Here is a 15,959-nt window from a genome sequence, read left to right on the forward strand (position 1 = left end):
TTGCCCGATGTCCATGATCCCCACCTCGACCACGAGGAACGCGCCGAAGTCCGCGAGCGGTCGAACCCGCCCGCCCTGATCCTGCACGAGGCCATCCGCCTGGAAGGCGAGGAGGAGCTGAAGCGGCCGTCCTCCTCCCTGCTGTGGTCGGGGCTGGCGGCCGGGCTGTCCATGGGCTTCTCCATGGTGGGGGAGGCGTTGATGCAGACGCATCTGCCCGATGCCCAGTGGCGGCCACTGCTGGCGAGCTTCGGCTATAGCTTCGGCTTCCTGATCGTCATCCTCGGCCGCCAGCAGCTGTTCACCGAGAACACGCTGACCGTCATCCTGCCGTTGCTCCACAGCCGGCGGACGAGCACGCTGGGGCACGTCGCCCGGCTGTGGGCGCTGGTGTTCGTCGCGAACATCGTCGGCACCCTGCTGTTCGCCGCCCTGGCCGCCTTCACCCCGGCCTTCAGCCCGGACCTGCACGAGGCCTTCGCGGAGCTTGGCCGCAACGCCGCCGACGGCGGATTCTGGTCGACCCTGCTGCACGGCATTCTGGCCGGTTGGCTGATCGCGCTGCTGGTCTGGATCACGCCGTCGGTCGGGCAGGCGCGCTTCTTCGTCATCGTCGCGCTGACCTGGCTGATCGCGCTGGGCAAGTTCGCGCACGTCGTCGCGGGCTCGGTCGAGGTCTCCTTCGCGGCCATGACCGGGGTGGTGACCTGGGGCGCCTACGCGCTCAGCTTCCTGCTGCCGTCGCTCATCGGCAACGTGATCGGGGGCGTGGGCATGGTGGCGCTGATCAACCACGCGCAGGTGAAGCAGGACCACTAAAGCGAACTTCCGTTCGCTTTAGATTCACATGGCCTCACTCGCCGGCCGGGCTTCGGACGCATGGGCGTCCGGGCCCGCTGTCGCGGTCCAAAGCGGATCGCAATCCGCTTTAGCTCCGCCGATCTCGTCGAGAAGCTTGCGCAGCTGCTCCCGCGTTTTCTCGATGCGATTGCGGTGCACGCCCACCAGCGGGTACTCGCCGCCGAAGGCGACGCTGAGGGCGGCGTTCACATGCGCCAGCCGGGCCGACGCGCCCTCGTCCCCGGCGCGGCGGCGGGCGATCAGCCCGTCGCGCAGCCGCACCAGACAGCGCGAAGCCTCCGCCATCGCGTTGTAGACCTCGGCGGGCGGAACATCCTCCGCGCCGGTGCCCAGGATGCGGTCGAGCACGGTAAGCGCGTCGCCGCAATCGCTTGCCGGCGATGATGCTTGCGCGCTCATCGGGCGATCCTGTCCGGTGCGGGCCGGTGATCGAGTGCCGGGCGAGGCCGCGCGAAGCGGAAATAGTCGCGCGGGCGGGTGGCCGACCGGTTGCCGGCGTGCAGCATGGCGGAGCGCAGCGCCATCCCGCCCGCCAGGATCGCCAGCGATCCCAGCACCGACAGCGCCGCCGATGGGCGCTCCCGCCGGGCGTTGATGGCGTGGCAGACCAGCGGCACCGCGGCCCCGACGGCGATGGCCCCGATCTTTTCGACGGGCGCCCAGGGCCCCTCCTCCACCGGGCCGGCAACACCTTCGGCCTTGTATTCCCGCTCCGCCGCGACGGAGGCGACGAGGTCCACGGCGCTGGCGGCCATGGCGACGCGGTCGAGCGTTTCGGCGCCCTCCGGCCGTCCGCCGAGCCGTTCCCCCAGCGACAGGGCCGCCGCGGCCGACGCCATGGCCGAGGCGCCGAAGCGCACCGACAGAAGCCGCGGCGAGGCGGCCCACAGCGGCGTGCTGGTGGCGGACAGCAGGGCCGCCGTGTAGACGCTCATCCCCGTCCCGGCGACGGCGGCCGGGACCTGCGCCACGCGCGCCACGCCCGCCAGCCCCAGCCGATCCGCCCCCAGGGTCAGCGCGCTGAAGGCGCCGAAGCCGGTCAGAATGTAGCTGCCGATAGACATGGGCGAGGTGCGCCGGAAGATGCGCAGCATGTTGTACCAGCGGCTGGGCGTGTGCAGGTCGCCGATCAGCAGCGCCGGACCGACCACCGTCCCGGCGATGGCGAGACCACGGGCGTTGCGCACCAGATTGCGCTTTTCACGGCCACCGCCGAGATCCGCGACGGTGCCCAGGATCTGCGCCGACCCCGACAGGCCGGCCAGGAAGATGTAGCCGGCGGTCTTCCAGCCGAAGGGGCTGGCCTTCAGCGCCGGGCAGCCATAGTAGGTCTCGCCCGCGTAAGGTCGCACGGCGCTGTCCTGCGGCATGGTCGCGTTTCCCTTCAGCGGCGGCGGTTGGTGGCGAACCGATTGGTGGCGAACAGGGCGATGGCGGCGAGCGTCAGGCCGGCCATGGTGGCGAGCCCAGCGCCCAGCGCCGGAGCGACCCGGTTGGATGCGCGCGTCGGCGCGGTCGGCAGGCCGTAGACCTCCGGCCGGTCGGTCAGCAGGAAGAAGGCGTTCAGGTGCCCCAGGTCCCCCGTGGCACCCGGCTCCCCCGGCGCGCCGTAGAGGTAGGCGTCCACGGCCCCCCTACCGTGCAGGTCCTCCACGCGCGCCCTGGCCTTCTCCACGAGATCCGGCACCTCGCCGAACTGGATGGAGTCGGTGGGGCAGGACTTGGCGCAGGCCGGTTCCAGCCCGCCCTTCAGGCGGTCGTAGCAGAGCGTGCATTTGTGCGCCTTGCCGTCCACCTCGTTCAGGTCCACCACGCCGAAGGGGCAGGCCGGCACGCAATAGCCGCAGCCGTTGCAGATGTCCTGCTGCACGACCACCGTGTCGAACTCCGTCCGGAACAGGGCGCCGGTCGGGCAGGCCTCCAGGCAGGGGGCGTTGTGGCAGTGCTTGCACACGTCGCTCATCATCAGCCAGTTCGACTGGAAGGGCGCCATCTCCGCGGCGCGTTTCCCATTCGTGCCGATCTTCTCGACGAAGGCGACGTGCCGCCATGTGTTGGCGGACAGCCGGCCGGTGTTGTCGTAGCTGTTGCCGGTCAGCCCGACCTCGTCGGCCGGCAGGGCGTTCCATTCCTTGCAGGCCACCTCGCAAGCCTTGCAGCCGATGCACAGCGTGGTGTCGGTGAAGAAGCCGTAGCTCTTGCCCGGTTCGATGCGGACGCCGGCGGTCAGTTCCGCCTCGTCCGGGATCAGGCCCGGAAGGATGGGGTCGGCGTAGTCCAGCGCGCGGGCGGGGACGCCCATGGAAACGGCCATCTCAGTCTCCTTTCCCTGGGCGGTCCAGGCGGCCCTTGCGCAGGTGGCAAGTCAGCGCCTTGTTCTCGTGCATGCCGGTGTTCGGGTCGCCGACGACGGCGGTCAGGACGTTGGCGATGTCGCCGGTGGCGTAGCCGTTCCAGCCGAAATGCCAGGGCATGCCGATCTGGTGGACCAGCCGCCCGTCCACCCGGAAGGCCTGGAGCCGTTCGGTCACCAGCGCGCGCGTTTCCACCTCCCCGCGCGGGGTGGACAGGACGACCCAGTCGAGATTCTCGATGCCCAATTCCCTCGCCAACTCCGGCGCGATCTCGCAAAATCCCTCCGGCTGCAATTCCGCGGTGGACGCGACGGACCGCGTCGGCGTGCCGCCGGAATGATGCTCCGTCAGGCGGTAGGTGGTCAGGACGTGGGGATAGCGCGGGTCCCCCGGCGGATGGATCGGGTTGTCCGGACGGTCCCAGATCTTGGCGGTCGGGTTGTGCTGCTGGCCGTAGAGCGGGTTCTTCACCGGCGATTCCACCGGCTCGTAATGGGTCGGCAGCGGCCCGTCCTTCAGGCCGGAGGGAACGAACAGCGCCCCCCGCCCGTCGGAGATCATGATGAAGGGGTCGGTGCCGCTCAGCGCGTCCATGCCCGCGGGCTCCTTCGACCAGTCCGGCCTGTAGTCCGGCGCCTTCTGGGTGGAGAAGTCCACCTTGTCGTAGCCGTCCCACTCCCCTTTTTCCGCGTCCCACCACGCCAGCTTCTTGCGTTCCGACCAGGGCTTGCCCGCGGGATCGGCGGAGGCGCGGTTGACCAGCGTGCGCCGGTTGGACGGCCAGGCGAAGCCCCAGCCGAGATGCGTGCCCGGCCCGTCCGGGCCGTCCGGCTTGCGCGACCGCGCCTGGTTGTGGTCGTTCTTCGGGAAGACGCCGGTGTAGATCCAGCAGCCGCAGGCGGTGGAGCCGTCGTCCTGCAAATCCTTGAAGTCCTCGATCTGCCGGCGGTCGGGCCAGGTGTAGCCGTTGATCTCGCGCAGCACCGCCTCCGCGTCCGGCTCCTCCCGCTCGCCCTCGACCGGGTAGTCCCAGGTCAGGTAACGGATCGGCAGATCCCTGGGGTCGGCGCTGCTGCGGTAAAGCTCCTTCAGGCGGCGGCCGAGGTGGTAGACGAACCACAGGTCCGACCGGCTGTCGCCCGGCCCGTCCACCACCTTGTCGTGCCACTGGATCAGGCGGTGGGTGTTGGTGAAGGTGCCCGCCTTCTCCCCCGCCAGCGAGGTCGGCAGCAGGAACACCTCCGTCTTGATGTCCTTGGGCGCAAGCTCCCCGGCCTGCACCGGCTTGCCCTTGTACCAGAAGGACGCCGTCTCCGTTTCCGCGAAGTCGGTCACCACCATCCAGTCGAGCTTGCCGAGCGCCCTCTGCACCAGCCCCGCGTTGCTGCCGCCGACCGCCGGGTTCTGCCCCAGCAGGAACAGGCCCTTGATCAGCCCGTCCTCGATGGCGAGCGTCATGGGGTTCTGCGAATGGTCGCCCATGATCTTGGGCAGCCACTCGAACCCCCAGCCGTTCTCCGTCTTCCCCGCCTCGCCGTACCAGGCGCGCAGCAGGCTGACGATGTATTTGGGGAAGTTATGCCACCAGCCCGTGGGCGTCGTCTCGTGGTCGATGTAGTCCTGCAACGTGTGGTGCGGCTTCAGCCCGTGCGGCTGCGGCAGGTATCCCGGCAGCAGGTTGTACAGCGTCGGGATGTCGGTGGAGCCCTGGATGCTGGAATGGCCGCGCAGCGCCAGGATGCCGCCGCCGGGCCGCCCGACGTTGCCGAGCAGGAGCTGGATGATCGCCGCAGCGCGGATCATCTGCACGCCGGTGGAATGGTGCGTCCAGCCGACCGCGTAGCAGATCGTCCCCGTCTTCTCCCGGCCGGAGGCGCGGGCGAGCGCGTCGGCGACCGTCACGAAGGTCTCCTTCGGGCAGCCGGTCACCCGCTCCACCATCTCCGGCGTGTAGGGGGCGAAGTGGCGCTTCAGGATCTGGTAGACGCAGTTCGGGTGTTGCAGCGTCTCGTCCTTCGGCGTCGGCCCCTGTTGCAGGCGCTTGGTCTGGTCGGAGAAGGACTCCGTCGTGTTGACGAAATGCTCCGCCAGGGAGGACGGCACGAACTCCCCCTCATACTGCCAGCTCTCAAAGCTGTAGGACTTCTTGGCCTCGTTCCAGCCGGAGAACTTGCCGTCGTTCCGGCTCGGGTCCTCGAACGCGTCCTCGATGATGGTGGCGAGGTTGGTGTAGTTCAGCGCGTAGTCCTTGAACCACAGGTCGTTTTCCAGGATGTGGCGGATGATGCCGCCGAGGAAGGCGATGTCCGTCCCCGCCCGGATCGGCGCGTGGATGTCCGCGAGCGCGGAGGTCCGCGTGAAGCGCGGGTCGACATGGATCAGCGTCGCCCCCTTCTGCTTGGCCTGGAGCGCGAAGCGGAAGGCGATCGGGTGGTTTTCCGCCATGTTGGACCCCATCACCAGGATGCAGTCCGCGTTGGCGAGATCCCACTGGGGCAAGGTGGCCGCCCCTCGGCCGAAGGAGGCGCCCAAACTGGGCACCGAGGAGGAGTGTCAGACCCTGGCCTGGTTTTCGATCCAGACCATGCCCAGACCGCCGCTGAACAGCTTCTTGATGAGGTAGTTTTCCTCATTGTCCAGCGTGGCCCCACCCAGCGAGGCCATGCCCAGCGTGTGGTTCACCACCGTCCCGTCGGGAAGCTTGTGCACGAAGGTCTCGTCGCGGGTCTGCTTCGCCAGATGCGCGATGCGGTCCATCGCCCAGTCCAGCGGCCTTTCCTCCCAGCGGTCGGAATGGGGCGCGCGGTAGAGCACTTTGCTCATCCGCAGCTCGCTGGTCAGCCAGCCGAAGGTCGCCGCCCCCTTGGGGCACAGCGTGCCCTGGTTGATCGGGCTGCGCGGGTCGCCCTCCACATGGATCAAGGTCCCGTCCTTGGCGTACATCAGCTGCGCGCAGCCGACCGCGCAGTAGGGGCAGATGTTGGTGCCGACTTTGTCCGCCTCCTCCAGCCGTGGGCGCAGGCGGGCGGAGCCGCTGCTCTTCGCCGCGTCGGAATAGGGGCTCTCGCCGCGGAACTGCCGGGGCAGCGACCAGTCGCGCAGGAAGCCGCGGGCGTGGTCGGCGAGCGTGCGGCGGCGGATCGGCTTCATGGGCGCGTCTCCTCGGCATAGCCAATTTCGTGGACGATGGCGGCGATCAGGTCCGGGCGCTCGTCGTAGCGGACGGCGACCCGCGCCCTGGCCCGGACGAGATCCGGCAGATCCTGCGGCTCGATCGGCGCGTCGTGCGCCAGCATGAACAGGCGGGCGATCCCCTCGTCGCTGACGAGCTGGAAACGCCCTTCCTGGGCGAGCGTGATGGTTCCCTCGACCGTGCGCATGGTCCCCAACGGCATCGTGGCATCCGGAGACGTCAACGACGCGCGGCCGGATCGGTTCGCCCGGCTCGGGAAATTTATGCCCCCCGGGCGACGACCCGCGGCGCCGGGCCGACCTGCGCCACGACGGCGCCGATGACCACGGCTTGCGGGTAGCCGAGGCCCTGCAGCGCCCGGACGCAGTCCTCCGCCCGGTCCGCGGGAACGCCGGCCAGCAGTCCCCCGGCCGTCTGCGGGTCGAACAGCAGTTCTGTCCGCGCACCCCGCACGGCGCCCACCAGCCGCACCCCGGCGCGGGCGTTTTCCGGATGCAGGGTGCTGGCGACCCCGGCGTCCAGAAGCTCCAGCGCCCCCGGAAGCGCCGTGACGGCGCCAAGGTCCAGCGTCGCGTCCACCCCTGAGGCGTCCAGCATCTCCAGCAGGTGGCCGAGCAGCCCGAAGCCGGTGACGTCGGTGCAGGCGGCGGCGCCATGCTCCGCAAGGCAGGCCGCGGCGGGGCCGGAGGAGCGCTGCATCCCCTCCAGCGCCGCGGCGACCCAAGGGGCCCGTGCCCTGCCCTGCATGGCCGCCGCCATCACCACGCCGGTGCCCAGCGGCTTCGTCAGCACCAGCGCGTCGCCGGGCCTCAACCCGCCCTTGCGCAGGACGGTCGGCCCGGCGACGCCGGTGACGGCGAATCCCAGGCCGGGCTCCGCCGCCTCCGCGCTGTGGCCACCGACGAGGCGCGCGCCCGCGGCGTCCAGCACCTCCAGCCCGCCGCGCAGCATCTGGTGCAGGTCGTCCTCCTGGATCGCGCCGCGGGCCGGCGGCAGCCCGGCGATGGCGAGCGCGGTCAGCGGCGCCCCGCCCATGGCGTGGATGTCGCCCAGCGCGTGGGTCGCGGCGATGCGGCCGAAGACATAGGGGTCGTCGACGAAGGCGCGGAAGAAGTCCACCGTCTGCAACAGCGGCCCCTGCGCCGGCAGGTCCACCACCGCCGCGTCATCGCCATTGCCGGGCAGGTCCAGCCGCTCCAGGACGCGCGCCAGCACGGCGGCGGGCACCTTGGCCCCGCAGCCGCCGCAGCGCATCTCGGCCGGCGCCCCTCCCCGCAACGCCGGGCGCACGGCCGGCAGGTCCTGGTAGCCGCGCATCCAGCGCCGGTCGATCCATTGCTTCAGCCGCCAGACCCAGCCCCCCTCGGCCACCCAGGACCCGCGGGAGGCCACGGCGTGGGCGTCGCCCGCGCCGATCAGCGACAGGAACCGCGTCTGCGGCGTGAAGGGTCTCGGATTCTGCCCTGCCAAGGCCCGCCGCAGGTTGGCGGCCAGCGGCGGCCCCTGCCGCACGGCGAAGACGCCGGCCTTCGGCCGCGGGTGCGGCTTCACCGACGCGACGTCGCCGGCCGCGAAGACCAGCGGGTCGTTCAGGGCGCGCAAGCCCGCGTCCACCGCGACGAAGCCGCGCTCGTCGAGCGCGAGGCCCGCCCCGGCCAGCCAGGGGGCGGCGCCGGCCTGCGTCGCCCAGACCACCGCGTCGCAGGCGATGCGCGTGCCGTCCTGAAGCTCCAGCCCGTCCGCCTCGACCGCCGCCACCGCGGTTTCCTCCCGAAGCTCCACGCCCCGTTCCGCCAACAGGCGCCGGAAGACGCGGGCGACGCCCGGCGGGTGCCCGTCCAGCAGCCGCCCGCGCGTGACCAGCGTGAAGCGGGGCAGCACGGTGGGGCAGCGGTGGCGCAACGCGCGCTGCATGGACAGCACGACCTCCACCCCCGCCGCCCCGCCGCCGACCATCGCCACGTGCAGCGGTTCGGCCGCCGCGCACAGCCGGTCGGCTAGGCGCTCCCACCGGTCGATCAGCCCGTCGATGGGCTTCAGCGGAATGGCGTGCTCCGCCGCCCCCGGCGTGTTGAGCGAGGGGCGGGAGCCGATGTCCAGCGACAGCACGTCGTAGCGGACCGGCGGCCGCCCGCGCAGCAGCACCCGCCGCGCAGTGCGGTCGATCCCGACCGCCTCCGCGTGGATCAGCCGCGCCCCGGCGAACCGCGCGAGGCGCAGGAGGTCGATGTGGCAGTCGGCGCGCTGGTAATGCCCGGCGATCAGGCCGGGGACCATGCCGGAATAGGGCGTCTCCAGGTCGCGCGCGACCAGCGTCAGACGCACGCCGGGGATGGGGCGCATGCCGAAGCTCTTCAGCACATGCACATGGGCGTGCCCGCCGCCGACGAGCACGAGATCCTGGCCAACGGGACTTTCGATGGGGCTGGTGTGCATCGCGGATGCCGCTCGGGCCGTTGGACCACCGGCCCGATGCCCCGGTTGGGACCTTGGACGCGACCGGTCCCGGCATAATGCCGCAGGGGCCGCCGGAGTTCCACAAGGGCCGGCTCCCCTGGGCGGGCTCCGCCGAGTCGCCGGTTTTCCGGTGCGGCGCCGGTGCGGCGCTCCCGCAAACCGGAATTTATCCCATTCGGCCAGGAATTTTCTTGCTTCGAGTGGCTTTTGAGCCTTTTCCCGGCCGGTTTGGCCTGGAGAGGCTTGCGCACAGGAAAGCGGCAGAGTACGTCAGAGGCGCCGAGAACCCCAGCGATGCTGCGGGTTTCGAAATGAACAGAGGAGTAGGGAATGACGAAGGCCGACCTCATCGACGCCATCGCCGCCAAGCTGGGCGGCACCAAGGCGGACGCCGGCAAGGCGCTGGACGCCGTGCTGGAGAGCCTGCAGGACGCGCTCGTCAAGGGCGAGACCGTCAAGCTGCCCGGCTTCGGGCAGTTCGAGATCGCCGAGCGCGGTGAGCGCACCGGCCGCAACCCGCAGACCGGCGCCGAGATCAAGATCGCGGCCTCCAAGGCCCCGAAGTTCTCCGCCGGCAAGGCCCTCAAGGACGCCATCAACGGCAAGGCCGACTGACGCCGTCGAGGCAGGCCGACCCGTCGCGCCTGGGGCAGCGGCAACGCTGCCCCTTTGCCGTTTCTGGGGGGCCGTTTAAGGGCAGGAAGTTTTGTGGACACGGGCGGGCCCCCTCGCCTGTTGACCGGTCGGCATCGACGAACCGACCGCAGCAAGGCGATGGCATGAGCAGCAGCACCTATCGTTGGATCAAGATCGACGGCGTCTGGGAGCCCGCCCGCGAGCAGGCGGACGGATCCTTCATGCCGATCGGCGACATCGTCCCGCTCGCCGCCCGCGACGTGAAGATCGGGCCGGTCATCGAACCGCCGCCGCGGAACGCCGACCGTGGCGCGAAGGGGAGCGGCGCCGTGCCCTCCGCCCCCGCGGGGCCGGACGAGGGTCCGGCGTCGCCGGACGCCCCCCTGAATCCGGCCTGAATCCGGCCTGAATCCGGGGTGTTCAGCGACCGCTGATCAGCTTGGTCACCAGCGACTGGAAATCCCGCTGGAGGTTGTCCATGAAGATCTCAACGGGGTCCGTCGAGGGCGGCGGCTGACGCCGGACGGGCCAGGGTTCGACCGGAATCTCGGCGGTTTCCTTCGGGACGGTCTCCTCCACGCGGGCCACCCGATCCGCCGGCCGGGGCGTGTTCCAGGACGGTTCCTCCCGCCCCGTGCTCCACGACGGCAACTGGGATTGCGCCGGGGCCGCTGCCCGGGCCGGCCGGGGCTGCGATTGCGCGGTCCCTTCCCGCTTCGGCTTGGCCGGGGGTGTCGCCGGCCGCGGGCTGGGAACGGCCGCGACCTCCCGATCGCGCTGGTTGCCGCGCGCAACATCGCGCGGGGCGTCGTTGGTCTGCTTGGGCACGACGACTGGCTCACCCGCCGCGGGCGCGCCGCCCACGGAGTTGCGCGCGAAGGCGTCCTTGCACAGGCCGCGCTGGTGGGCGCGGTCGAGCGCCTGGCCTTCCAGAAGCCAGCAATCGATCGCCTGGGCCCTGCAGGCCGTTGCCGCGGGAATCGCCGCCGCGGACAGCGCCAGCATCACCGCGCCGGACCGAAGCGCTCGTCGTCCAAAAACCTGTCCCCAAAAAATCTGTCCCATGTCCGCCTCCCCGGACCCGCCACGCTGGGCCGCCACCCTGATGACAGGACCTACACGCCGGCGGGGGCCGCCATTCCCGGATCATTGGGGGTGGGGCGGATCAGGGGGCATACCCCCCTGGTCCAGGGAAAAGCGATGGGGACAGGGGCCGGATCAGGCCAGCTCGACGCGCAGCGCGAAGGGACCGCTGTCGCCCTGTTCCGCGACGAAGCGGACATCCTCGCCGTCGGCCACGATATCCAGGCCCGACTGCCGCAGGATCGTGCGGTCGAAATAGACGCCGATGCCGGTCTCGTCGTTCCACGGGTCGATCAGGCCCGACTGGCTGTCGAGGTTGTACCAGCGCACCGTCCCATAGGTCATGTCGTCCGGGGAAATCGCCATCAGCGCCGCCGGCAGGCGCTCGACACGGCGCTGCGGCACCTCCCGGACACCCTGCGGCTTGGCCGGCTTGCCGTCCACCGGCGGCACGGCGGCGGTCCGGGTGCGGCGCGCCTTGGGCTCGCGCGGCGGCTTCGGCTCCGCCGGGGCGGCCGGGGTGACCGAATGGATGGCCGCGACCTGGGGGCCCTTCGGGCTGGGCACGACGTCGCAGACCAGGATGGTCCCTTCGGTCAGCGTCACCTCCCCCAAGGGGGCCAGGACCTTGGAATGCAGAAACGCTTCCCCGCTTCCATCGGACAAACGAATGAAGCCGAAGCCCTTGTCCGCCTTGTACCACTTCACCGTCGCGGTGACATTCTTCAGTTCGTCGTTCACTCGTTCACTCTGGATGCTCGGTTGTCGGAAGGAAACGAAAGCAACACTGACGGTATTTGCACGGCGATGCAACGCACCCGTCACGCCACCAGCCCACCGGACGCACCATCGCGCTCCGCGGGCGGCCGGGTAAAACCGGGCGGCGTCACCGGCCCCAAAGGGCGAAGAGACGAACAATGCGGCGTCCAACGGTGCATAATCCACCCGGGCCGCTTCCTGCAACGACATCATGCCGGAACCGATGATTATCGTGCGGAGCGGCGCGCCGGGGATGACTTGGGAAACGCCGGCCCGGCCCCCGGGTTCCCGTTCCCGGTGCCGACCTTTTCGGGGCGGCCTATTCGGGGCGCCCCCTTCGGTGCGCTCCTCGCGCGTATGCTCAGGCGACCACCGCCGCGCCGGCCCGCGGCAGGACGACGGCGCGCACCGTGGCGGTGCGGCCTCGCACCGGCAGGTCCAGCACCTCTCCGGAGCCGAGCACCACGCCCGCGCGCCGCACCGTGCCGTCGGACACGACCAGTTCGGCGTCCAGTTCCTTCGCCATCCCTTCCAGGCGGCTCGCCACGTTCACCACGTCCCCGACCGCGGTCAGCGAGGTCGCGGGGCCATAGCCCATCTCCCCCACGATGGCGACGCCGGCGTGCAGCCCCATGGCCAGGCGCAGGGGATGCCCCAACTCCCGCTGCAGGTTGCCGTTCAGGTCCTCCACCCCACGCGCGATGGCCGCGGCGGCGGCAAGCGCCTGACGGCAGGCCTGCGTCGGCTCGCTCTCCACGCCGAACAGGGCCATGGCCCCGTCGCCGATGAACTTGTCCACGCGCCCGCCCTCCCGCTCCACGGCGTTGCCGACGGTGGCGAAATACTGGTTCAGCAGATAGACCACGTCGAAGGGCAGCTTCTGCTCCGACAGGGCGGTGAAGCCGCGCAGGTCGCAGAACAGCACGGCGATGAACCGCTCCTCCCCGTTCCACCGCTGCTCGGCCGGCGGCGGGTCCAGCGCGGTGGCGCGCAGCAGGGGGATCACCGCCACGTCGGACACCGGGCGGAGTTGGCAGGCCAGGCGCACGCCCGGCGGCGCGCCGGCCCGCGCCAGCGTCGTCCGCTCCTCCGGCGCGGGCTCCGGCTGGTCGGCGACGTCGCCCAGAACGCGCACCCGGCAGGTGGAGCAGCGCCCCCGCCCGCCGCACACGGACAGGTGCGGGATGCCGGCCAGCCGGCTCGCCTCCAGCACCGTGAAGCCGCGCGGCACGGCGACGGTCTGGCGGTCCGGGTAGCGGATGCGCACCAGCGTGCGGCGCTGCCGCAGGAAGCGCAGGCCCCGCGCGCCGAGCACCCCGAGCAGGGAGCCCCAGGCCACGCCGTAGGCGATCCACCACGCGGTGCCCATGGCCGGGGGCGGCGGCACCATCGGCTTCAACCCGTTGGCCTCGACCAGCATGGCGACGTCCCGGCCGGCCTGCGCGAAGCCGATCAGGGCCAGCACCGGCACCATCAGCGCCAGGGCGAACAGGACCGGAAAGGCGCGCGGGTACCAGCGGCGGTGGCGCAGCCAGAAATGCAGGCCCATGCAGCCGTGCGTCCAGGCGACGACCAGGATGAAGGCCTGCCGCAGGCCGTTGGTCGGGACCTCGACCCACATCAGCTGGAGGACGATGTCGTAGGTGTCCTCGAATCCCGACATCGCCGACCGGACCCGCGTCCCCAGCACATGGGGAATCAGGAAGAACGGAATGGACAGGCCGAGGACGAGCTGCCACAGGTCCGATCCCGGCATGCGCAGCGTGCGCCGGCGGTACAGCGCGAGCAGCGCCAGGGCGGCGTGGACCAGGAAGGACCCGTAGAGAAGCACGGTGCCCGGCACGCTGCGCCAGACCGCGACGAACCAGTCCTGCGCCTCCGCCATCGCCTCCAGCGACACGATGCCCAAGGCATGGTTCAGCAGGTGGGTGGTGAGGAAGGTGAAGATGACCAGTCCGGTGGACAGCCGCAGGCCGCGCACCGTGACCAGGGCGTTCCATCGCAGCCCGCCGGACCAATCCTCTTCTCTGACCGCCATCGCGCCCCCTTTCCCCCTCCTGCACGTGCCGGCCGGGGAGCGCGCCCACGCCGCCGATGCCCGGCGCTTCAAGCGTCGGTGCTCCCGCGGATGGTTTCAAGGCCCGCTCCCCAACCCGTGATCGGGACGGACCGTGCGGCAGGAAAAAGGCCGCCCGAAGGCGGCCCGCAGTCTCTCTCCCTGGACCCTGCATGACTCCGGGACCTAGCCTTCCAGAGCCGCCAGACCGCGCGCAACTCGGCGAAACCGCCTATGCCGGTCCTGCCGCGCAGCCCGGAATGGCCACAGGCGCTTTGCGGCTTATTGTTTGCAACGCCGATGGTAAGTGGGGCAAACGCTTGATGTGGCTGTAATTTTTCGGTCTTTCAGCCTTGCGGGCTTTGCGTATCTGGCATTTGGTATACCAGGCTATAGTCGCTCCATCAGATCGATGGAGGACATCATGACGACCACGACCTTCTCCCCCGCCGGCGCTTCGCACCAGCCGTCCACCGCCATCCAGGCGATCGGCGCCTTCGTGACCGCCTGGTTCAAGGCGACCCCGGTCTACATCGTCTACAGCGCTCTCGCTCACTGAGACCTGTCCGGGGCCTGATCATCCGGGCGCACGCCACCCCGGCCGGGCCGGCCGCCGCTTCGGCGACAGCCCGACCCCAGGGATGAACCGAAAAACGGGCTGCGCCTCCGGCGCGGCCTGTTTTCGTTTGGCGGGTCCGTCCTGCCGTACGACGTCGGGCCGTCAGCCGGCGGTCAGCTTGTCGACGAAGCGGTCGACCTGGGACTGCACCGCGTGCAGGCTCTCCTCCAGGCTGCGGATGTCCCGGTGCAGGCCGGCCGCGGATTCCCCGTTGCGCCGGGCCGACTGGGCGACGCCCTGCACGTTCTCGCGCAGCTGCTGGGTGCCATGGGCGGCCTGCTGCACCGCGCGGCTGATCTGGATGGTCGCGGAGTTCTGCTGCTCCACCGCCGTGGCGATGGAGGCGCTGATCTCCGACAGCGTGCCGATCACCTTGGCGATCCCGCCGATCTCGCCCGCCGCGTCGCCGGTGGAGGCCTGAATCGCGTTGATGAGGGCGGAAATCTCCTCCGTCGCCTTGGCGGTCTGCCCGGCAAGGTTCTTCACCTCGGTGGCGACGACCGCGAAGCCCTTCCCGGCCTCGCCCGCACGCGCCGCCTCGATGGTGGCGTTCAGCGCCAGCAGGTTGGTCTGGCCGGCGATGGACGTGATCAGGGTCAGCACGTCGCCGATCCGGCTGGCGTCCTCCACCAGCTTGTTCATCAGGCCGACCGTGCCGCTGACCCGGCGGCTCGCCCCGTCGGACACGCCGTGCGAGTTCTGCGCCTGGGCCGCGATCTCCCGGATGGAGGCGGCCAGCTGCTCCACGGCGGCGGCCACGGTTTCCACGTTGCCGCTGACGTCGTCCGCGACGCTGGCGACGCCGCTGCTGAGCGACGCGTTCTCGCTGGCGCTGGCGGCGACCTCGCCCACGGCGCCGCTCATCGCCTCCGCGGTGCGGTTCACGGTGGCCAGGAGCTGCCCGACGTCGGTGTCGAAGGTTTCCGCCACGGCCGCCAGGGCGGCGCGGCGCTGCCGGTCCGTCTCGGCGGCGTGGCCCGCCTGTTCGGCCTCCAGCCGCGCCTTGGCGATGGCGTTCTCGCGGAAGGTCTGCACGGCCGCGGCCATGCGCCCCACCTCGTCGCGCCGGCCGAGCGCCGGCACCTCCACGTCGGTGCGGCCGGACGCCAGGTCGCTCATCACCGCGGTCATGCGCACGATGGGCCGCGTGACGCCGCGGACGATGGTGAGCAGCACGCCGCAGACGCCCAGCAGAACCAGGGCGCAGACGCCGGCGATCACGAGCGTGGTGCTGCGGATCTCGTCATAGACGCGCTGGGTGGAAAGCCCGACCTCGATGGAGCCGATTTCCGTCACCTTCGACCCGCTGCCGCGGGTGACCGGCGCCGTGCGCAGGATGATCGTGTCGTCGGAGGCGACCGGCGGCTTGCCGTGGGCGGCGAAGACCTTGCCGTCCTTGCCGCGGATCGTGCTGCCCGAATAGTCGGGATCGGCTGCGAGTGCGGCGAGCATGGAGTTGGCCACGCCCGTGTCCATGTTCCACAGCACCTCCGCCGCGCCGCCGGACAGCACCGTGGTGGTCATCTGCGCGCGCGCCGCCAAGGCGTCGCGGGCCGAAGCCATGTTCATGTAGACGGCGCCGAGCATGGAGGCGAAGGCGATCACGCCCAGCAGGCCGGCAATGGGCACCACCACCCGGGCCATCAGGCTCCGACTGTACAGGTCGAACATTCCTTATCCCTTCGAATACTAACCATCTGCGAACGCCAATACCCGCGCAAATGCTTGCGCGGACGCAGAATCCCATCGATGAACTTTGGTGATATAACTCTCCGCTCGAATGTCGGTCAAATTGATTCAGCGTCGCTCTTCACGATCATTTGGTCGCATTGCTGCGGTCGATAATATTCCTTTATGCGCACTCGCGACGACCGCCCGCGATGAGGGCGGCCGGGCGGCCAATATTACGTACAACAATGAAATGGCGCCTTGCAGCGTGGC

The 15,959-nt window shown here is 70.4% G+C and carries 15 protein-coding genes; 4 read left to right on the plus strand and 11 right to left on the minus strand.

Annotated features, from left to right (window positions below; translation table 11 throughout):
* Complete coding sequence (locus J2851_RS12660) at nucleotides 1-819, plus strand: formate/nitrite transporter family protein (RefSeq protein WP_209766644.1); 819 nt, start codon at nucleotides 1-3, stop codon at nucleotides 817-819.
* A gap of 24 nt (nucleotides 820-843) precedes the next feature.
* Here J2851_RS12660 and J2851_RS12665 read toward each other — a convergent pair whose 3' ends face one another.
* Genes J2851_RS12665 through selD form a run of 7 tightly spaced genes read right to left on the minus strand, consistent with a single transcriptional unit; the run spans nucleotide 844 to nucleotide 8,844 of the window.
* Nucleotides 844-1,260, minus strand: coding sequence for a hypothetical protein (locus tag J2851_RS12665; RefSeq protein WP_209766645.1), 417 nt, complete (start codon nucleotides 1,258-1,260; stop codon nucleotides 844-846).
* Complete coding sequence (gene nrfD, locus J2851_RS12670) at nucleotides 1,257-2,231, minus strand: NrfD/PsrC family molybdoenzyme membrane anchor subunit (protein ID WP_209766646.1); 975 nt, start codon at nucleotides 2,229-2,231, stop codon at nucleotides 1,257-1,259. Before nrfD ends, J2851_RS12665 begins: the two co-directional genes overlap by 4 nt.
* 14 nt (nucleotides 2,232-2,245) lie before the next feature.
* On the minus strand, nucleotides 2,246-3,175 hold the full coding sequence (locus J2851_RS12675) for a 4Fe-4S dicluster domain-containing protein (protein ID WP_246500615.1): 930 nt from the start codon (nucleotides 3,173-3,175) through the stop codon (nucleotides 2,246-2,248).
* A gap of 1 nt (nucleotide 3,176) precedes the next feature.
* Nucleotides 3,177-5,714, minus strand: a complete 2,538-nt coding sequence (locus J2851_RS12680) for a molybdopterin-dependent oxidoreductase (RefSeq protein WP_246500616.1) — start codon at nucleotides 5,712-5,714, stop codon at nucleotides 3,177-3,179.
* Nucleotides 5,715-5,768: 54 nt separating this feature from the next.
* Complete coding sequence (locus J2851_RS36790) at nucleotides 5,769-6,365, minus strand: hypothetical protein (RefSeq protein ID WP_209766648.1); 597 nt, start codon at nucleotides 6,363-6,365, stop codon at nucleotides 5,769-5,771.
* Complete coding sequence (locus tag J2851_RS12690; protein WP_209766649.1) at nucleotides 6,362-6,610, minus strand: hypothetical protein; 249 nt, start codon at nucleotides 6,608-6,610, stop codon at nucleotides 6,362-6,364. The genes J2851_RS36790 and J2851_RS12690 overlap by 4 nt, the downstream gene beginning before the upstream one ends.
* 59 nt (nucleotides 6,611-6,669) lie before the next feature.
* The gene (gene selD, locus J2851_RS12695) at nucleotides 6,670-8,844 is read right to left on the minus strand and encodes a selenide, water dikinase SelD (protein WP_209766650.1); all 2,175 of its coding nucleotides are present in this window, start codon (nucleotides 8,842-8,844) and stop codon (nucleotides 6,670-6,672) included.
* 351 nt (nucleotides 8,845-9,195) lie between these two features.
* Between selD and J2851_RS12700 the strand changes: the two genes are divergently transcribed.
* Both J2851_RS12700 and J2851_RS12705 read left to right on the plus strand, forming a co-directional pair.
* A complete protein-coding gene (locus J2851_RS12700) occupies nucleotides 9,196-9,480 on the plus strand; it encodes an HU family DNA-binding protein (RefSeq protein ID WP_209766651.1) in 285 nt (94 codons plus the stop codon).
* Nucleotides 9,481-9,644: 164 nt separating this feature from the next.
* Nucleotides 9,645-9,899: a hypothetical protein gene (locus tag J2851_RS12705; protein ID WP_209766652.1), complete on the plus strand. Its 255-nt coding sequence runs from the start codon at nucleotides 9,645-9,647 to the stop codon at nucleotides 9,897-9,899.
* Between the two features lie 22 nt (nucleotides 9,900-9,921).
* On the opposite strand, the gene J2851_RS12710 is transcribed toward J2851_RS12705, so the two are convergent.
* From J2851_RS12710 to J2851_RS12720, 3 genes are all read right to left on the minus strand, one after another.
* On the minus strand, nucleotides 9,922-10,506 hold the full coding sequence (locus tag J2851_RS12710) for a hypothetical protein (RefSeq protein WP_209766653.1): 585 nt from the start codon (nucleotides 10,504-10,506) through the stop codon (nucleotides 9,922-9,924).
* Nucleotides 10,507-10,719: 213 nt separating this feature from the next.
* On the minus strand, nucleotides 10,720-11,325 hold the full coding sequence (locus tag J2851_RS12715) for a cold-shock protein (RefSeq protein WP_209766654.1): 606 nt from the start codon (nucleotides 11,323-11,325) through the stop codon (nucleotides 10,720-10,722).
* Nucleotides 11,326-11,704: 379 nt separating this feature from the next.
* A complete protein-coding gene (locus J2851_RS12720) occupies nucleotides 11,705-13,381 on the minus strand; it encodes an adenylate/guanylate cyclase domain-containing protein (RefSeq protein ID WP_209766655.1) in 1,677 nt (558 codons plus the stop codon).
* Between the two features lie 442 nt (nucleotides 13,382-13,823).
* Here J2851_RS12720 and J2851_RS36315 point away from each other — a divergent pair, with 442 nt between their 5' ends.
* Nucleotides 13,824-13,958, plus strand: a complete 135-nt coding sequence (locus J2851_RS36315; RefSeq protein ID WP_281416023.1) for a hypothetical protein — start codon at nucleotides 13,824-13,826, stop codon at nucleotides 13,956-13,958.
* A 162-nt stretch (nucleotides 13,959-14,120) separates the two neighbouring features.
* On the opposite strand, the gene J2851_RS12725 is transcribed toward J2851_RS36315, so the two are convergent.
* Complete coding sequence (locus J2851_RS12725) at nucleotides 14,121-15,689, minus strand: methyl-accepting chemotaxis protein (protein WP_209766656.1); 1,569 nt, start codon at nucleotides 15,687-15,689, stop codon at nucleotides 14,121-14,123.
* Between the last annotated feature and the right edge of the window lie 270 nt (nucleotides 15,690-15,959).

This window comes from Azospirillum rugosum (assembly GCF_017876155.1).
GTDB lineage: Bacteria > Pseudomonadota > Alphaproteobacteria > Azospirillales > Azospirillaceae > Azospirillum > Azospirillum rugosum.